The 17,647-nt window shown below is 69.2% G+C and carries 18 protein-coding genes, 1 tRNA gene and 1 other RNA gene; 15 read left to right on the forward strand and 5 right to left on the reverse strand.

The window, feature by feature from the left end:
• Positions 1-79: 79 nt before the first annotated feature.
• Entirely contained in the window at positions 80-1,240 is a 1,161-nt protein-coding gene (locus ACWIE7_RS03160) for an acyl-CoA dehydrogenase family protein (protein WP_452099262.1), read from the reverse strand.
• A gap of 143 nt (positions 1,241-1,383) precedes the next feature.
• Between ACWIE7_RS03160 and ACWIE7_RS03165 the strand changes: the two genes are divergently transcribed.
• The gene (locus ACWIE7_RS03165; RefSeq protein ID WP_452099263.1) at positions 1,384-1,998 is read left to right on the forward strand and encodes a TetR/AcrR family transcriptional regulator; all 615 of its coding nucleotides are present in this window, start codon (positions 1,384-1,386) and stop codon (positions 1,996-1,998) included.
• 132 nt (positions 1,999-2,130) lie between these two features.
• Positions 2,131-2,841, forward strand: a complete 711-nt coding sequence (locus ACWIE7_RS03170) for a peptidase S1 (protein WP_452099264.1) — start codon at positions 2,131-2,133, stop codon at positions 2,839-2,841.
• 180 nt (positions 2,842-3,021) lie between these two features.
• Here the strand turns inward: ACWIE7_RS03170 and ACWIE7_RS03175 are convergent, their stop codons facing one another.
• The 3 genes from ACWIE7_RS03175 to ACWIE7_RS03185 all read right to left on the reverse strand — a co-directional run bounded on the left by ACWIE7_RS03175 (position 3,022) and on the right by ACWIE7_RS03185 (position 6,610).
• Positions 3,022-4,227 (reverse strand): acyl-CoA dehydrogenase family protein, encoded by a 1,206-nt coding sequence (locus ACWIE7_RS03175; RefSeq protein WP_230930297.1) that lies wholly within the window; start codon positions 4,225-4,227, stop codon positions 3,022-3,024.
• 49 nt (positions 4,228-4,276) lie between these two features.
• Positions 4,277-5,683, reverse strand: coding sequence for an acyl-CoA dehydrogenase family protein (locus ACWIE7_RS03180; RefSeq protein WP_454068567.1), 1,407 nt, complete (start codon positions 5,681-5,683; stop codon positions 4,277-4,279).
• A 117-nt stretch (positions 5,684-5,800) separates the two neighbouring features.
• A complete protein-coding gene (locus ACWIE7_RS03185) occupies positions 5,801-6,610 on the reverse strand; it encodes an inositol monophosphatase family protein (RefSeq protein WP_454058245.1) in 810 nt (269 codons plus the stop codon).
• 167 nt (positions 6,611-6,777) lie between these two features.
• Here ACWIE7_RS03185 and prfB point away from each other — a divergent pair, with 167 nt between their 5' ends.
• The 11 genes from prfB to ACWIE7_RS03240 all read left to right on the forward strand — a co-directional run bounded on the left by prfB (position 6,778) and on the right by ACWIE7_RS03240 (position 15,526).
• Positions 6,778-7,899, forward strand: coding sequence for a peptide chain release factor 2 (gene prfB, locus ACWIE7_RS03190; RefSeq protein ID WP_230930300.1), 1,122 nt, complete (start codon positions 6,778-6,780; stop codon positions 7,897-7,899).
• Entirely contained in the window at positions 7,896-8,792 is an 897-nt protein-coding gene (locus ACWIE7_RS03195; RefSeq protein WP_454058244.1) for a mechanosensitive ion channel family protein, read from the forward strand. The genes prfB and ACWIE7_RS03195 overlap by 4 nt, the downstream gene beginning before the upstream one ends.
• Positions 8,792-9,394, forward strand: coding sequence for a hypothetical protein (locus ACWIE7_RS03200; protein WP_454068568.1), 603 nt, complete (start codon positions 8,792-8,794; stop codon positions 9,392-9,394). Before ACWIE7_RS03195 ends, ACWIE7_RS03200 begins: the two co-directional genes overlap by 1 nt.
• Before the next feature lie 202 nt (positions 9,395-9,596).
• Positions 9,597-10,286, forward strand: coding sequence for a cell division ATP-binding protein FtsE (ftsE, locus tag ACWIE7_RS03205; RefSeq protein WP_454068569.1), 690 nt, complete (start codon positions 9,597-9,599; stop codon positions 10,284-10,286).
• Positions 10,286-11,188 carry a permease-like cell division protein FtsX gene (ftsX, locus tag ACWIE7_RS03210; RefSeq protein ID WP_230930304.1) on the forward strand — a complete coding sequence of 301 codons (903 nt, stop codon included), beginning with the start codon at positions 10,286-10,288 and terminating at the stop codon, positions 11,186-11,188. Before ftsE ends, ftsX begins: the two co-directional genes overlap by 1 nt.
• Before the next feature lie 108 nt (positions 11,189-11,296).
• On the forward strand, positions 11,297-11,806 hold the full coding sequence (gene smpB, locus ACWIE7_RS03215; protein ID WP_230930305.1) for an SsrA-binding protein SmpB: 510 nt from the start codon (positions 11,297-11,299) through the stop codon (positions 11,804-11,806).
• An 11-nt stretch (positions 11,807-11,817) separates the two neighbouring features.
• Positions 11,818-12,651 carry an EamA family transporter gene (locus tag ACWIE7_RS03220; RefSeq protein WP_454068570.1) on the forward strand — a complete coding sequence of 278 codons (834 nt, stop codon included), beginning with the start codon at positions 11,818-11,820 and terminating at the stop codon, positions 12,649-12,651.
• 123 nt (positions 12,652-12,774) lie between these two features.
• Positions 12,775-13,148: a transfer-messenger RNA gene (ssrA, locus tag ACWIE7_RS03225) on the forward strand.
• Between the two features lie 222 nt (positions 13,149-13,370).
• Positions 13,371-14,108 (forward strand): DsbA family protein, encoded by a 738-nt coding sequence (locus tag ACWIE7_RS03230; protein ID WP_454068571.1) that lies wholly within the window; start codon positions 13,371-13,373, stop codon positions 14,106-14,108.
• 148 nt (positions 14,109-14,256) lie between these two features.
• Positions 14,257-14,329 (forward strand) — tRNA-Ala (locus ACWIE7_RS03235).
• Between the two features lie 99 nt (positions 14,330-14,428).
• Positions 14,429-15,526: a serine hydrolase domain-containing protein gene (locus ACWIE7_RS03240; protein ID WP_454058238.1), complete on the forward strand. Its 1,098-nt coding sequence runs from the start codon at positions 14,429-14,431 to the stop codon at positions 15,524-15,526.
• A gap of 40 nt (positions 15,527-15,566) precedes the next feature.
• Here the strand turns inward: ACWIE7_RS03240 and nadE are convergent, their stop codons facing one another.
• Positions 15,567-16,436: an ammonia-dependent NAD(+) synthetase gene (gene nadE / locus ACWIE7_RS03245; RefSeq protein ID WP_454068572.1), complete on the reverse strand. Its 870-nt coding sequence runs from the start codon at positions 16,434-16,436 to the stop codon at positions 15,567-15,569.
• A 175-nt stretch (positions 16,437-16,611) separates the two neighbouring features.
• Here nadE and ykgO point away from each other — a divergent pair, with 175 nt between their 5' ends.
• On the forward strand, positions 16,612-16,734 hold the full coding sequence (gene ykgO, locus ACWIE7_RS03250) for a type B 50S ribosomal protein L36 (RefSeq protein WP_010541956.1): 123 nt from the start codon (positions 16,612-16,614) through the stop codon (positions 16,732-16,734).
• Between the two features lie 667 nt (positions 16,735-17,401).
• The gene (locus ACWIE7_RS03255; protein WP_230930366.1) at positions 17,402-17,632 is read left to right on the forward strand and encodes a redoxin NrdH; all 231 of its coding nucleotides are present in this window, start codon (positions 17,402-17,404) and stop codon (positions 17,630-17,632) included.
• Positions 17,633-17,647 lie beyond the last annotated feature (15 nt).

The raw sequence follows: 17,647 nt of genomic DNA on the forward strand, positions 1-17,647 counted from the left end.
CCGGCTGGGCGATGCGCTCCCCGATGGCGGGAAGCGGACCGTGCAGCCGGGCAGCGGCTCTGGCGGGCGAAGGGAGGGATCAGAGAGTGCGCGAGATCAGTTCCTTCATGATCTCGTTCGTGCCGCCGTAGATTTTCTGCACGCGCGCCGAGGCGTACATGCGGGCGATCGGGTACTCGGTCATGAAGCCGTAGCCGCCGAAGACCTGCAGGCTGCGGTCGATGATCTCGCACTGCTTGTCGGTGCAGTAGTACTTGGCCATGGAGGCGGTGGCCGGGTCCAGCTCGCCCCGCAGGTGCAGGCCGATGCAGTGGTCGAGCAGCGTGCGGGCGGCCATGGCCTCGGTCTTGCACTCGGCCAGCTCGAAGCGCAGGTTCTGGAACTTGAGGATCGGCTTGCCGAACGCCTCGCGATCCTTGGCGTACTCGGTGGCCAGCCGGACCGCGGTCTCGGCGGCGGCCACGGCGGTCACGGCGATGATGAGGCGTTCCTGGCCCAGTTGCTGCATGAGCTGGATGAAGCCCTGGCTCTCGCCGGCCTCGCCGCCGAGGATGTCGCCGGCGGGCACGCGCATGTCGTTGAAGAACAGCTCCATCGTGTCCTGGTACTTCAGGCCGATCTTGTCGAGTTTGCGGCCGCGATCGAACCCGGGCAGGTCGGCGGTCTCGGCGACCACCAGGGACAGTCCCTGGGCGCCCTCGCCGCCGGTGCGGGCCACGATGATGACCAGGTCGGCGTGCATGCCGTTGGAGATGAAGGTCTTGGAACCGTTGACCACGAAGCTGTCACCGTCACGGGTGGCGGTGGTGCGCAGCGCCTGCAGATCGGATCCGGCGCCCGGCTCGGTCATGGCGATCGCGCCGACCATCTCGCCGGTGGCGAGCTTGGGCAGCCAACGCTGCTTCTGCTCCTCCGTGCCGTACTGGAGGATGTAGTGCGCCACGATCGTCGAGTGGACCGAGTTTCCCCAGCCGTCGTCCAGTGCGCGGGTCTGCTCCTCGGCGATGACCGCCTCGTGGGCGAAGGTGCCGCCGCCCCCGCCGTACTCCTCGGGGATCGAGATGCACAGCAGGCCCGCGTCGCCGGCCTTGTTCCAGAACTCGCGGTCCACGGCGCCCTGCTCGGCCCAGCGCTCGAGGTTGGGGACGGTCTCCTTCTCGAGGAATGCCCGGGTGTGGGCGCGCAGAGCGTCCAGGTCCTCGGTCATCCAGGGGGAGCGGAAGGGGGCGGGCTCGAACACGGGGCGACTCCAGAGTGATGCGTATCGGGGCCGTTGCGGCCTTGACTGCCGCCACTATACAACTGCATGGCATGCAAGTGTATGGTCGGTGTGCGAGTGGCGCCGTCGGCGCCGGGACACACAGGGGAGACGAGGTGGGGACCGTGGCCGGGGACGAAGCCGAGCAGGCGGCTTCCTGGACGAGCGCCGCCGCCGGAGATGCCACCGCGCGGTCGCGGATCCGCCGGGCCGCCCTGGAGCTGTACGCGGAGTACGGCGAGGACCGCGTCTCCATGCGTAGGGTCGCCGCGGAGGTCGGGGTGACGATCGGCCTCATCCAGCACCACTTCGGGACCAAGGACGGGCTCCGACGGGCCGTGGACGAGGTGGTGGTGGAGAGCGTGGTCCAGACACTGGCGACCGTCGACCACTCGGGGCCGGCCGCGGAGGTCGTGGCGGCCCGCGACGCGGCGGTCCGCGAGATGCTCGAGCGGAACCCCGTGATCGTGCAGTACCTCAACCGGGCGCTCCTCGAACCGGACGGACGCGGCGGACCGCTGCTCGAGGCGATCGTGGACCTCACCACCCGCGTGGTGGAGGGGCTGCGCACCGAGGGCCTGGCGTCCACGCGCAGCTCGGACAAGGTGCAGGTCGTACGAACCCTCATGGGTCAGGTCGGGGAGTTGTTCCTCGAGCCGGTGGTCTCCGCCATCTGGGCGCACATCGACGGCGACCCGGCACTGCGGCCGACGATCCGGATCACCGTCGAGGGTTCGTGACACCCGCAGCGGTTGTCAGACGGAGGTAGCGGGACGGAGTGACGCTGTGCGCTGTGCATACCGGCCGACCTGCCGCTACGCTGTCGGGAGCGTAGACCCCGTCATTTCGGCCGGGGTGGGAAGGACACGCTCATGAGGTTCACCCGTCTGGCGCGGTTCGCCGCGGCGACCGTGATGGCCGGCGCCACCGCCCTGGTCGCTCCTGCCGCGGCACAGGCTGCGGCCCCGGTCGGAGGCGGCACGCCCGTCCTCGTCGGCGGAACGGCGGGCTGCACGATCACCGCCGCGGGGTTCGATTCCACCGGCGCGCCGGTCGCGTTCACCGCTGCCCACTGCAGTGACCGTATCGATTCCCCGGTCATCCTCAAGGGCAACGAGGGCGCCGGCGTGATCGGCACCATCGTCACCCGCAACGAGATCCTCGACTACTCGGTGATCCGCCTGAACCCGGGCACCGCCTTCCCGGTGCGACAGCAGGGCGTCACGGGCCGCGGGCCGGCGCCGCAGTTCGGCGACATCGTCTGCAAGGACGGACTGTCGACCGGGCACACCTGCGGCATCACGTGGCAGCGTGAGGGCGTTCGGTTCTGGAGCCAGGCGTGCGCCGGTTACGGCGATTCCGGCGGTCCCATCACCCATGACGGCCGTCTGGTGGGTCTGGTCTCCGGTGGCCACATGCCCCCGGCCGCCGGTGCGGTCGGAAGCGTCGGCCCGATCCTGCCGTCGTGCGTCCACCCCGCCCAGTCGCCGTTCTTCCTGCCGGCCCTCGGCTATTCGTTCGACGCGATCGTCGACGATGCCACGGCCCGCGGCTGGCCCGGCCAGGGCTTCCAGATGGCCTGACACGTCCGCGGAACCGCCAGGACCCGGCACCGGACTCACGGTGCCGGGTCTTCGCGTCTGAGGCGCCTGCAGCGAGCGCCTTCACGTCGAACGCCGAGCGCCGAACGGGGAACGCCCCCACGGACTCGTGGTCCGTGGGGGCGTTCTGCGATCTGGATGCGGGCGGGCGCCCGCGTCAGCTCACTTGAGCTCGGCGCTCGACAGGTCCAGGATGCGACGCGCGATCACCAGCTGCTGGATCTGCTGCGTGCCCTCGAAGATGTCGAGGATCTTGGAGTCTCGCGACCACTTCTCCAGGAAGCTGCGCTCGGAGTAGCCGTACGTGCCGGCCAACTCGACCGCGCCGAGGGTGACGGCGGAGCCGGTTCGCCCGGCCTTGGCCTTACACATCGATGCCTCCTTGGTGTTGGGCATCTTGTTGTCCGCCATCCAGGCCGCGCGCAGCGTGAGGAGGTAGGACGCCTCCCAATCGGCTTCGAGCTCGAGGTACTTGGCCACGGCGGCGGGCTGGCTGGTGGCGGGACGGTCGTAATCGATCTCCAGCCCGGCCTCCTCGAGGAGCGTGCGGATCTCCTCGAGCGCGGCACGCGCCACACCCACGGCCATCCCGGCCACGAGCGGACGGGTGTTGTCGAAGGTCTGCATGGCGCCGGCGAAGCCCTTGTCCACGCGGATCTCCGGATCGCCCAGGAGATTCTCCTTGGGGACCCGGCAGTCGGTGAACGAGATCTGGGCGGTGTCGGAGGCACGGATGCCGAGCTTGTGCTCGAGCCGGTCGACCGAGACGCCGGGGTGGTCCCGCGGCACGACGAACGACTTGATGGCGGCGCGGCCCTTGCTCTTGTCGAGGGTGGCCCACACGACGATGTGGTCGGCGCGTTCACCGGAGGTGACGAAGATCTTGGTGCCGTTGATGACGTACTCGTCGCCGTCGAGTCGGGCGGTGGCCGACACCGCGGCCGAGTCGGAGCCGAAGTCGGGCTCGGTGATGGCCATGGAGGCCCACACGCGGCCGAACTTCTCCATCTGCTCGTCATCGGCCACCGCGGCGATGGCCGAGTTGCCGAGCCCCTGGCGGGGGATCGACAGGGTCAGGCCCACGTCCCCCCAGCAGGTCTCGATGATGTTGAGCAGCGACTTCATGTTGCCGCCGTTGGCCACACCCTCCCGCTTGGGGGCGCCGCCGGATCCCATGGTGGCGCCGGAGGCGGCCTGGCCGGCGTCCTCCATGGCTTCCATCATGGCCTTGAGGGTGTCCAGCTCGACGGGGTACTCGTGCTCGGCGAGGTCGTACTTGCGGGAGACGGGGCGGAAGATCTGTGTGGCCACCTGGCGGGCCTGGTTCGCACCCGCCTGGAGCTTCTTGGGCAGTTCGAGGTTGATCATCGCGTGGAGTCCTTGGTCCGGGTCGGGTGGGTGGCGGGGCGGTGGGTGGTCACAGGACCACCACGCCCTCGGCCACTCCGACGGCGCGCAGGTCGCGGTACCAGCGCTCGACGGGGTGTTCCTTGGTGAAGCCGTGGCCGCCGAGGAGCTGGACGCCGTCGAGGCCGATCTTTATGCCCTTGTCGGCCGCGATCTTGCGGGCCAGCGCGGCCTCGCGGGCGAAGGACAGGCCCTGCTCGGCGCGGGAGGCGCCGCGCCAGGTGACCAGCCGCATTCCGTCGAGCTCGGTGGCCATGTCGGCCACCGCGAACGCGACAGCCTGACGGTGCGCGATGGGCTCGCCGAACGCCTGACGCTCCTTGACGTACGGGGTGACGTAGTCGAGCACCGCGTGGGAGGTGCCCACGGCGAGGGAGGCCCAGCCCAGACGCGACAGCCGGATGACGTCGGCGTAGGCGTTGGCGCGATCCTCGGCGGATACCTCCGGGCCGCCCAGAACGGCGTCGGCGGGCACCGAGACGTCGGTGAGGACGATCCGGCCCAGGCCGCCGGCGCGCAGACCCATCGACGGATCGGCCTCGATGACCAGGCCGTCCGTGTCGGACTCGACGACGAAGAACGTCGGCGCGCCGTCCAGGGTCGCGGCGATGATGAAGAGCTCGGCGCTGCCGGCGGTGGGCACCATCGACTTCACGCCGTTGAGGGTGAAGCCGCCGGCGACGCGCGTGGCGGTGGTGGCGAGTGCGAACGGGTCGAACAGCGGACGCGGCTCGGTCACCACGACGGCGGCGGCCGGGACCTTCTCGGAGGCGAACGCCGGCAGGTAGGACTTCTGCTGCGCGTCGGAGCCGAACTGGGTCAGGGTGGTGGCCACGCCGGACGGGGCGAGGATCGGCAGTGCGAGCCCCATGTCTCCGTAGGCGAGGGCCTCGGCGACCAGCGAGTTGGTCACCACTCCGCGCTCGGAGGCGATGCCGTCGAACTCCTCGGGCACGTTCAGCATGGTGGCGCCGATCTCGGCCGAGCGCTCCAGCAGCGAGGCGGGGGCCTCGGCGGCGGCATCGGCGTCGTGGGCGGCCGGCCGGAGGACCTCGGCGGCGAAATCGCGCACGGTTTCGGCGATCATCTGCTGCTCGTCCTCGAGCGTCAGGTCGAACAGGTCGGTGCGCGAGCCGGTGTCGGCGTCGGGCAGGCGCTTGGGGGCGCCGCCGCCGGAGACCTTCTTGAACGACTTGGTCGCGGCGCCGAGGGTCTTGAAGCCGGTCCTGGTGGCCTCGTAGGTGACCCGGTCGACCTTCTGTCGAAGACCGAAGCGCTCGGCGAACTCGGACCCGGTGATGGTCGTGAGTGCGCGCATGGCGGCACCGATCGCGTCGATCCTGGTCGGGTTCAGGCCCGGTGTGGAGTTCTCACCGCGCCCGGTCGCGGACGGGGTCGTGGAGTTCTTGCTCATCATCACCAGCTGTTCTCGTGACGGAGTGGACGGTGTGGTTGATGGAGACCTTACTCCGCAGTAAGTTACGAGCGCCAGACCTTCCCCCGAACCCGCTCCCGAGAGGATGAGAAGGCGAGGTCAGCCGCGTAGGAGCGACACGGCCTGTTCGACCGCACCGGGGCGTCCGGCGACAAACCAGTCGTACCCGTTGACCTCGACGGTCGTGCAGCTGCCGCCGGCGCCCTCGACGAGGGCGCGGCCGGGCAGCCAGTCCCATTCCGGGCAGGAGTGCTGGGCCCATACCGTGTGGACGCCGCAGGCGACCGAGGCGAGATCGACCGAGCCGGAGCCGAGCATCCGGATGGTCGCCGCGCCCCGGCTGACGCGGTGGAAGGGGTCGGCCAGGTCGGGGTCGTCGAAGAACGGCGGGTGTAGGTAGGTGGCGAGGCTGCCCGCGGCGAGATCGCCGGGGGCCAGGCGGGAGACGGGCACGCCGTTGCGGCGCGTGGGGACGTCGGAGCCACCGACGAACGTGTCGCCGGTGACGGGGCGGTGGACGGCTCCGAGCAGGTAGTCGTCGGGGCCGGTCAGGGCCACGGCCGAGCACCAGTAGTCCGAGCCGTTGACGAAGTTGTAGGTGCCGTCGACGGGGTCGACGGCCCAGCGCCGATCGTGGCTTCCGGCGACGAGGGTGCCCTCCTCGCCGAGGACACCGTCGTCGGGGCGGTGTCGCGCGAGTAGGTCGGTGATGTGGCGCTCGGCGGCGTTGTCCGCCTGGGTGACCACGTCCGAGACGGAGGTCTTGTGGTGGACGTCGAGGCCGTCCTCGCGCAGGCGTCGGGCCAGCGCGCCGGCGTCGACGACGAGGCGGGCCGCCAGGTCCGCGTCGGTCATCTCCGCGGATGACGTGTCGGGCGTATGTCGGGGAGTGCGGGTGTCGATTGCCATGAGCTACCTCCGCTGGGGGCCGTGTCGGCCCGCTGACCTCGGGCGGCAGCGGGCGTCCGGACCCGACGCTACCCCCGCCGGGCGACGATCGGACGTGGGGCGGGTCACGGGTGGGAGACGGGTGTGCGAACGCGAGAAGACGTCCGGGCCGCGTAGAGTTGGATACCGTGCATCCTGACGTCTCCGCTGATATCGCCGCCCTCGACGCCACCATGACCACAGTCGAGAAGGTCCTCGACATCGAGGAGCTCGCCCGACGGGTCGATGAGCTCGAGCAGATGGCCGCCGACCCCGACCTGTGGAACGACCAGGACCGGGCCCAGAAGGTCACCAGCGAGTTGTCCTATGTGCAGGCCGACCTCCGCCGGTGCCGCGATCTGCGTCAGCGGATCGAGGACCTGCCGCTCATGTACGAGCTCGCGGACGAGGCTCAGGCGGAGGGGGATTCCTCGGCCGTCGAGGAGGCGGATTCCGAGCGTGCCGCCCTGCGTGAGGACGTCGAGGCCATGGAGGTCAAGACGATGCTCAGCGGCGAGTACGACCAGCGTGAGGCCGTGGTCAACATCCGCGCCGGCGCCGGCGGCATTGACGCCGCGGACTTCGCCGAGATGCTGATGCGGATGTACATCCGCTGGGCCGAGAAGGCCGGGCACAAGGTCGAGGTGTACGACACCTCGTACGCGGAGGAGGCCGGCATCAAGTCGGCCACCTTCGTCGTGCGGGACCCCTACATGTACGGCACGCTGTCGGTCGAGCAGGGCACGCACCGTCTCGTGCGGATCTCCCCGTTCGACAACCAGGGCCGCCGCCAGACCTCGTTCGCCGAGGTCGAGGTGCTGCCGGTGGTGGAGACGGTGGACTCGATCGAGGTCCCGGAGAACGACGTCCGGGTTGACGTCTACCGTTCCTCGGGCCCGGGTGGTCAGTCGGTCAACACCACCGACTCGGCGGTCCGTCTCACCCACGTCCCCACGGGGATCGTGGTGACCTGTCAGAACGAGAAGTCGCAGCTGCAGAACAAGGTGGCGGCGATGAAGGTGCTGCAGGCCAAGCTGCTCGAGCGCAAGCGCCAGGAGGAGCGCGCCGCGATGGACGCCCTCGGTGCCGGGGGCAACGCGTCCTGGGGTAACCAGATGCGCTCGTACGTGCTGCACCCGTACCAGATGGTCAAGGACCTGCGGACCGAGTACGAGGTCAACAACCCTTCCTCGGTGCTCGACGGGGAGATCGGAGGCTTCATCGAGGCCGGTATCCGTTGGCGGATGCGGGAGGGGGCCGGCGCCGAGTGAGGCTACGCACCGACTTCAGTGGGATTCTCGACTGGCTCAGTAACCAGGGACTCGAGGTCGTCCTCCTCGTCCTGGGTGCGGCCCTGCTCACGAGGGCCATCGGCAAGGCCGGCCGGATGTGGCTGGCCCGGATCGATGCGGAGAACGCCGACAAGGAACTGTGGTCGGAGCGTTCGAAGCATCTCCACTCGGTGGTCCAGGTGGTCTCCTATGTCGCGATCGGTGTGCTCTACGTTGTCTTCGGGATCCAGATCCTGCTGAGGTTCGGTGTCAACCTCGTCACGCTGGTCGCGCCGGCCACCGTGCTGGGTGCGGCGCTGGGCTTCGGCGCCCAGCGGGTGGTCCAGGACTTCCTCGCCGGTTTCTTCGCGCTCGCCGAACGTCAGTACGGTTACGGCGACATCGTGGAGCTCACCACCTCGACCGGTGTCGCGGCGGGCACCGTCGAGGACGTCACGTTGCGCGTGACCCGCCTGCGAACGTTGGACGGCGAGGCGGTCATCGTGCCCAACGGGCAGATCGTCACCGCCGTCAACCAGTCCCAGGACTGGGCGCGCGCGATCGTCGACGTGCCGGTTCCCAACAGCGCTGACATGGACGAAGCGCACGACATCCTCGCCCAGGTCTGTCGCGACATCGTGCACGACGACGAGGTGGGCGTCTACATCCTCGACGAGCCGAGCGTCATGGGCGTCCAGTCCATCAAACTCGAGCAGACCGTGCTCCGTCTCCTCGCCCGCACCAAGCCCGGGATGCAGTGGGAGGTAGGGCGCCGCATGCGCGCGGTGATCCTGCGCCGGTTCCGCCAGGAGGGCATCGTGCTGGAACCGGAGGCGATGGCCGCGATCCGCGCCGGAATGGTGCGACCCGACGACGGGGAGGGGGACAGTTGATGTCCGAGAAGCCGAGTGACGTCCCCGACGAACCCGAGATGGCCGACCACACGTCCGTCAGCTATTCCTCCGTCGACGATGTTGAGCAGTCGGCTCCCGGCCAGCACGCCCAGTCGCACGCGGCCCGGCACCGGGCCCGCCCCGAGTGGCTGTCCGTGGTGATCGAGTTCTTCACGATGTCGCGTTCCACCCTGGTCCTGCTCGTCGCGTTCGTCCTCATCGCGGCGCTGTACAGCTTCGTGCGTCAGGACCCGGTCGTCGCGATCAACTCGCCGCCCCGGCCGGCCCCCACCCAGTCGGAGACCACGCAGTCCGAGACCACGCGGACCGACGCCACCGAGACGGCCGATCCGTCACCCACAGACCAGTCGACCGAGCCCACAGCGACGACCGACGCCGCGGAGACTTCCGGGACCGGCACTCCGCAGACGTCCGTGCCGAGAGATTCGCGTCTGGTCGAGCCGGGGCAGGGAACGGGCGCTCAGGGCACCGACGGGCAGCAGCCCCAGCAGTCGGCACCGGGGGTCACACAGGCACCGCAGGGGCAGCAACCACAGCAACCCCAGCTGCCCCAGCCGCAGACGCAGGTCCCGGCGCAGTAGCAGCTGTCCGGGGCCTGCCCGCGTCCCGTGATGATTGCCCGTGCGGTGGCGTCGTCGTCGTCACATGTCCAGTGGCGCAGCGGTGACAGCTCGCCGACGTCCCTCGCGCGGCGGGGCTCGTCGTCCTGACGTCTCCGGCACCAGAGACGAGTTTCTCCCGCCGGGGGGTGGCGTGTGACGGATGTGGCGCTAGGCTACGCGTGTGATCAGTGCTTCTCATGTGACCAAGTCGTACGCGTCATCGGCGCGCCCGGCTCTGTCTGACGTGAGCGTGGAGATCGACAAGGGCGAGTTCGCGTTCCTCATCGGCGCGTCCGGCTCCGGCAAGTCCACGTTCCTGCGGCTGCTGTTGCGGGAGGACAAGCCGGACACCGGCTCACTCGCCGTCGCCGGCCACGATCTCGTTCGGATGAAGCCGTCGAACGTTCCGCTGCTGCGGCGCTCTCTCGGCGTCGTGTTCCAGGATTTCCGGTTGCTGCAGGGCAAGACCGTCGCCGAGAACGTTGCGTTCGCCCTGCAGGTGATCGGGAAGTCCCGCCAGACCATCGACAAGGTGGTGCCCGAGACCCTCGACATGGTGGGGCTCGGCAACAAGGCCAACCGGCGGCCGCACGAGCTGTCCGGAGGCGAGCAGCAGCGCGTCGCGATCGCGCGCGCGTTCGTCAACCGGCCGCTGCTGCTGCTGGCGGACGAACCGACCGGGAACCTCGACCCGGAGACCAGCGAGGACATCATGCTCCTGCTCGACAGGATCAACAGGATGGGGACCACGGTGCTGATGGCCACCCACGACCGACACATCGTGGACCGGTCGCGGCGGCGGGTCGTGGAACTCGTCGACGGTGAGGTCGTGCGCGACGACGCCCGCGGGACCTACGGGGTTGATCGATGATGGCCGCGAAGTTCATCGCCTCCGAGGTCGCCCAGGGGCTGCGGCGGAACCTGTCCATGACGCTGGCCATGATCATCACCACCGCGGTGGCGCTGGGGATGCTGGGCGCCGGCGTGCTCGTCGTGATGACCGCGTCGGCGAGCCAGGCCAAGTACGACTACCTCAACGAGTTCCGCGTCTACGTGGACCGGTCGATCTCCGCAGAGGACCCGGGCTGCGAAGCGGAATGCGCCACGATCCGGGAGGAGCTCGAGGCGACCGACGGTGTCGCGTCCGTGGAATACAAGAACCCGGACGAGACCTACTCGGAGTTCGTCGAGTTGTTCGCCTCCACCGACCCGGTGCTGGTCGAGTCGACCTCGCCGGACGCACTCGGTTCGCGATTCACCCTCACGCTGGCCGATCCGACGCGAGCGGAGTCCGTGGCCGCGAGCCTGGCCGAGGTGGAGGGCATCGAGGTCGTGCAGGGGCAGGGCGAACTGGTCGGGCGGGTCTTCTCGATCCTCGACGGGATCCGCAACGCGGCGTTCACCATCGCCGTGGTCCAGTTGCTGGCCACCGTGCTGCTCATCGCCAACATGACGCAGATCGCCGCGTTCACCCGCCGCACGGCGGTGGGGATCATGCGACTGGTCGGCGCGAGTCGTCTGTACACCGATCTACCGTTCGTCCTCGAGGCCGTGGTCGCCTCGCTGATCGGGTCGGTGCTGGCCGTGGGCGGCCTGCTCGGGGCGAAGAGCGTCTTCCTTGACCGGGTGCTCGCGGAGGCCTACCGCGCCAACCTGATCGAACGCATCACCACCTCGGACATCCTGCTGCTCGCCCCGGTTCTGGTGGTGGCCGGTGCCGTGGTCTCGGCGGTGACCGCCATGGTGACGCTGCGGCTGTCCGTCCGGCACTGACCCGCGCCGGCGAGGCAGGTCCTGTCTCGGGGTAGCTACTGCTCCGAGAGCCTGCTCATCTACACTGTGGGGTCTGCCCGACCGCGGAAAACCAGGAGGTGAGCCGGCGTGGCCAAGAAGAACAAGAAGAAGGGTGCGTCGTCCCTCGGTACCGACGGCAGCATCGTCGCCAGCAACCGCAAGGCCAGGCACGAGTACCAGATTCTCGACACCTACGAGGCCGGCATCGCGCTCGTGGGAACCGAGATCAAGAGCATGCGCGAGGGGAAGGCCTCGCTCGTCGACGCCTTCGCCACCGTCGACGACGGAGAGGTCTGGCTGCGCGGGTTGCACATCCCCGAGTACTCGCACGGCAGCTGGACCAATCACGCGCCTAAGCGGGCCCGCAAGCTGCTGCTCCACCGCCGCGAGATCGACTCCCTGATCGGTAAGGTCCGCGACGGCAACGCGACCCTCGTCCCGCTGTCGCTGTACTTCGTCGGCGGCCGGGTGAAGGTCGAGCTGGCCGTCGCGCGCGGTAAGCAGGCGCACGACAAGCGGCAGGATCTCGCCCGTCGCACCGCGGAACGCGAGGCGGTCCGCGAGCTGGGCAGGAAGATCAAGGGCATGCGGGGATGATGCCGGTCGCGTTGGCGTCGACGTCAGCGGTGGCGTACGGCATCAGCGACTATCTGGGCGGCGTGGCCTCCCGGCGGGCGCGTGCGCTCCGGGTCGTCAGCATCTCCTACCCGGTATCGATCGCCCTGGTTGCGGTCGCCGCCATCGTCGCCGGCGGTTCCCCCGGCCTCGTCGGCCTCGCCTGGGGCCTGGCGTCCGGGGTGGCCTCGGGGGTCGCGGTATGGACGTTCTATGTGGCGCTCTCGCGGGGGCCGATGAGCGTGATCTCGCCGATCACCGCGATCCTCGCCGCGGCAGGGCCGCTGGCGTTCGGCCTGGCCGCGGGGGAGCAGCCGGGGTCGGTCGCGATGGCCGGTATGGCGATCGCGCTCGTCGCCACCGTGTTGGCCTCGATGGAGGGGGAGCACGGATCGTCCGTGCAGCACGGTCGGCTGACCCGGCACCTGCTGGTGCTGTCCGTGGTCTCGGGCCTGGCGTTCGCCGCCTTCTTCGTCCTGCTCGCCCAGGTGCCGGCCGGTCAGGGGCTGTGGCCGGTGGCGGCGTCGCGGGTCGGGGCGACGGTCATCCTCCTCGCCGCCGCCGTCGCGGCCGGGGAGTCCTTCCGTTTCTCACGGCGCCTCATCGCGATCGGCGTGGTGATCGCGGTCTTCGACGCGGTGGCCAACGGCGCCTTCTACTTCGCGGCGCAATCCGTGATGCTCGCACTCGTCAGCGTGATCGCCGCGCTGTATCCGGCGTTCACGGTCGCCCTCGCGGTCACCCACGGCGGCGAGAGGCTGAGGTCGGTCCAGATGGTCGGGCTCGCCTTGGCCGCCGTGGCAATCGTCCTGCTCGCGTTGGCGTGAGTAGCGGTTCGGTCGGAATCGTGCCCGTCGGGAGAGCAGTAGGGGAGATGCGCATCACCCTGGCGCAGCCCGGGGCGTGGATGTATGGTTGAGAGTCCGCCGGTGAGAACCGGTGGACCCTGAGGGGCTGATGTGGTTTCGACTACGTGAGTTGACGCAGGGGAAGCGTGCCGGTGCAGGCCAGAGACCACCGTGAGCGTCGTGGCAACCAATTACGCGCCGATACCAATCAGCGCGACTACGCCCTCGCTGCTTGATAGCGAGCCCGTAGTCTGTCGGCCCGGGGTAGCCCTCGCCCCGGTCCCCGGCATCATCTAGAGGGATCACCGGCTCACCCGGTCACGGGGTGGGTCGGGACATCACACAGTGACTGGGATCGTCATCACCAACACGTCCGCATGAGGGTGAGATCCGAGTAGAGGCCAAGGCGGACTGCGCACGGAGAAGCCCTGCCGAAGCTGCGGAGGACCCGGGTTCAATTCCCGGCAGCTCCACAATTCGGGCCCGCGTCCCCGGTCGATCATCGACCGGGGACGCGGTTCATTTCGGGGGGCCCGCTCGGCGGCGACCACGGAAGCACCGCCCACGGCGCGGCACGGGGAATCCAGGGGCGTCACCACCTGCAAAGAGGGTGTGGGGCCGGGTTTCGGTACCCTCTCGATAGAGTCGGCCGCCGCGAGTGGCCGCGGATCTCCCAGCAGAGAAAGGCCCACGCACACGTGAACGCCAAGCCCCACAAGAGCGCCAAGGTGCTCCAGACGAAAAAGAACAACGGGATGCTCATCACCGTCATCGCGCTCATCGCGGTGGCCGTGGTGGTGTTGGGTGGTGTCGTCTGGATGGCGCAGCGGGGGTCGGACGCCAACCCCATCACCTTCGGTGAGACCCAGGACGAGCTCATCGAGATCACCGACGCGGGTGTGATCGCCGTCGGCGAGGCGGACGCGCCGACCATCCAGGTGTGGGAGGACTACATGTGCCCCGCCTGCGGCAGCTTCGAGGCGCAGTACGGCGCATCGATCGCCGAGGCGGTCCAGAACGGCGACCTGCGGGCCGAGTTCCACACGCTGAACTTCCTCAACGGCCAGTCCGGCTCCGGCGAGTACTCCACCCGCGCACTGGCCGCGACCCAGTGCGTGGCGGCAAAGGACACGCTGCCGGTGTTCTTCGAAGTCAAGGCGTCGTTCTTCACCAACCAGCCGGGCGAGGGCGGCGGCGACCTCAGCACGCGCGAGCTCGCCTCCCTCGCCGAGGACGCCGGCGCCAACGGCGACGCCGTCGAGTGCATCAGCAACGTCGAGACCAACGGCGGGATGGACAAGGCCGCCGACAGCGCGGACAACGCCCAGCAGAGCATCCGCGACATCACCAGTCAGGTGTCGACCCCGACCGTCGCGCACAACGGCGAGGTCGTGGAGATCAGCAACGCCAGCTGGCTCGTCGACATCATCGGCTAGGTCTCCGCGCGGGTACTGACCTGCGCGTATCGGTATGCCGGCCCCGCCCGCACGGGTGGGGCCGGCACCGATTTGGAACCTGTGCGGGTGGTCGTGTAACTTAAATCGGGCCGGTGACCGAGAGGGAAACGGCGGAGAAATCGAATACGGGGCTATGGCGCAGCTGGTAGCGCACCACACTGGCAGTGTGGGGGTCAGGGGTTCGAGTCCCCTTAGCTCCACCGGAACAGGATCCCGGGTCGTCATCGTGACGGCCCGGGATTCGTCATTTCGCAGGCATATTGCTGATCCGTGATGGGACGAACTCGTAGGGTCGGGGCGTGGACGCATTTGCCGCCGCCAGGAACGCTCTCGATCAGGCCGTCGACGACGACCGGTTGATCGGCTACGTGTGCGGGATCCGGGAAGCGGGGCGGTCCCGGATCGCCGCCGGCGGTTCGAGCGCGATCGGCGGCGCGGAGATGGACCCGGGGACCCTCTTCCCGCTCTCCTCCAACACCAAGCCGCTGGGTGGTGCGCTCGCGATGGCGCTCGTGGAGCAGGGCGTCGTCGGCCTCGATGAGTCAGTCGACCGGTATCTGCCCGAGTTGCGTGAGCTCCGTGTCCTGGCCCGCCCGGACGGGCCACTGGATCAGACGGTCCCGATGGACCGGCCCATCACACTGCGTCACCTGCTCACCATGACCGCCGGCTTCGGTTGGGTGGACGAGAACCCCGCGCTGGCCGAGGCGATGTCCGCGCGGGACGTCGGACCGGGGCCGTACGCCCCGCCCCTCGAGCCGGGAACCTACCTCGGCCGCCTGGCCGAGCTTCCGCTCGCGGGGCAGCCGGGTGAGGGCTGGTGGTATCACACGAGTAGCGACGTCCTCGGGGTGCTGCTCGCCCGCGCCTCGGGCCGGGCGGTGGCCGACCTGATGGCCGAGCACGTCACTGGGCCGCTGGGGCTGGCAGATACGGGCTTCACCGCCGATCCGAGTCGCCTGCCCACCTCGTACGGCGCGGGGGAGGGCGGCCGTCGCGCGCCTCTGGACACCGCGAGCAGGTTCGTCGGGCCGCCCGCGTTCGAGTCACTTGCCTGCGGCCTCGTCTCCACCGTCGGCGACTATCTCACGTTCCTCGAAGCGCTCGTCGACGGCGGCCGGGTGCTCGGCCGGGACAGCGTCGGGCTCCTGGCGACCGACGACCTCACCGAGCCTCAACGTCAGGTGGCGCAGGGGATCATCGAGCCGGGGTGCGGTTACGGCTTCCAGGTGGAGGTCCGCCCGGGCGGGGTCGTGGGTTGGGCCGGAGGTCTGGGCACGATCGGTTACGTCGACCGGCGCACGGGGCGGTCTGCGGCGGTGTTCACCCCGCAGTCCTTCGACATGCCGGGAACTGCCGAGGCGTTGGATCAGGTGTGGCGACTGCTCGCTGACTAGCTGTTCCGCCCACGCACGTCGTAGGTAGGCAGGCGGCGGGTCAGCGCCACCACGTGTCGAGCGGGGACGCCGGGGTATTCCGCTTGTGGCGCGAATTGAGGAAGAGCTGCTCGATCCGCTCCGCGGACGCGCCGGGGACGCCGTCGAGGCCCTCGAGGTAGTCGTCGATCTGTTCGTACGTCACGCCGAGCGCCACCTCGTCGGGCAGTCCGGGGCGGTCGTCCTCGAGGTCCGCGGTGGGGACCTTGCGCCAGGTCGACTCGGGGGCGCCGAGGTGGCGCAGCAGCGCCGCGCCCTGGCGCTTGGACAAACCGGTCAGGGGGGTGAGGTCGACGCCGCCGTCGCCGTATTTGGTGAAGAAGCCCGTCACCGCTTCCGCGGCGTGATCTGTGCCGACGACGACGAGGTTCAGCTGCCCGGCGACCGCATACTGGGAGATCATCCGTTCACGGGCCTTGACGTTCCCGCGGACGAAGTCGCGGAGCGGACCCGCCTGCTCCGGCAGCTCGGAGAGGGCTGCTGCGGCGGCCGCGGAGGACGCATCGGTGGCGGCCTTGACGTCGACCGTGACGCAGCCGTCGGGCCGGATGAACGCCAGGGCGGTCTGCGCGTCGTCCTCGTCGGCCTGGGTTCCGTACGGCAGACGCATGGCGACGAAGCGGGCATCCGTCATCCCGTCGGCGCGGAGGCGCTCGACGGCGAGCTGGCACAACCGGCCGGCGAGGGTAGAGTCCTGGCCTCCGCTGATCCCCAGGACGAAGCCCGTGGCGGGGGTCGAACGCAGGTAGTCCACGAGGAACGTGACCCGGTCCTCGACCTCACGGGCCGGGTCGATCCCGGGGCGGACCCCGAGCTCGGCGATGATCTCTGCACGGAGGCCGGTAGGGGTTCCGGTGGGGGAGGAGTCCATGGGGCCAGCATATGCGGCGGCCTCGTTCACGCCATTTGGAGTTCTGCTGGGCCCGTCCGTTACTATGGACCAGTTGTGTGTCGTGCATCCGACCCTCGGGACGGACGTGTCGCACAGTGAATCCCAGTCGTGTCGGCGGCCATCGCGGCCGCCCCGAGAGCCTAAGGAGCGCCAGATGAAGGTCCGTAAGTCCCTTCGGTCGCTGAAGAACAAGCCGGGCGCCCAGGTTGTCCGCCGTCGCGGCAAGGTCTACGTGATCAACCGCAAGGACCCCCGGTTCAAGGCCCGCCAGGGCTGATCAGCGTCGCGTGAATTCTCACGCACCCCTCAAGGGCCCGTCACCGGTTCGCCGGTGACGGGCCCTTGTCGTCGTCCCCGGGGCAGTGGGTTCCACGGCCGATGGGACCCCTCCCGGCAGCCCCTCCTGGTTCGTTTCCGGCCCCCGGGGCCGGCTCTCGGACAGGGGCGAGATTGTCCCTCGATGCGTCGGGCGGGGGTGGCCGCGTGGGGTCCCGGATCGGCGGAAAAGTGGTCAACCTGTGGATGAAATGGGGACGGGTTGTGAGGGCTTTGTGGGGGCGTTGGGAGCTTGTTGTGGGTTGCCCGAACGGTGTTTCGCAATGCTCTTCGGGGTGCAACGATGGTGTGGTGCACCCGCCGTGAGGGCCCCGGCGCGGTCGGTTCCAGACGGGGGCCGACAGCGTCCCACAAGGCGGGATCACGACCTGGGAATTCCAGCTATGTAAGACCAAAATGTTGTGGTCGGTTGACCTTCCAGACACTAGGGGTAGTGTCTAGAGGCGTTGCGGCACCGAAGAATGCCAACCATGTGATTCGGGGCCATGACCATCAGCAGACATTACGGCGACCCGCCGTCCGCGCCAGAAGCGTCGGACCGGATCGCCACCACGAGAAGAGCCCCTCGCGCCGCCGCGGCGCCTGTGCCGAAAGAGGTCCCCACACTCATGGTCACCGTCTACACCAAGCCCGCCTGCGTCCAGTGCAACGCCACTTACAAGGCGCTCGACAAGCACGGCATCGAATACCAGCTCATCGACATCTCGGTCGACGACGAGGCGCGCGAGTACGTCATGGCCCTGGGTTACCTCCAGGCGCCGGTCGTGGTGTCCGGTTCCGACCACTGGTCCGGCTTCCGCCCGGATCGCATCAAGGCCCTCGCCTCGGTCGCGGCCTGACTTTCCGACAAGAAC

This window comes from Dietzia sp. NPDC055343, assembly GCF_053645265.1.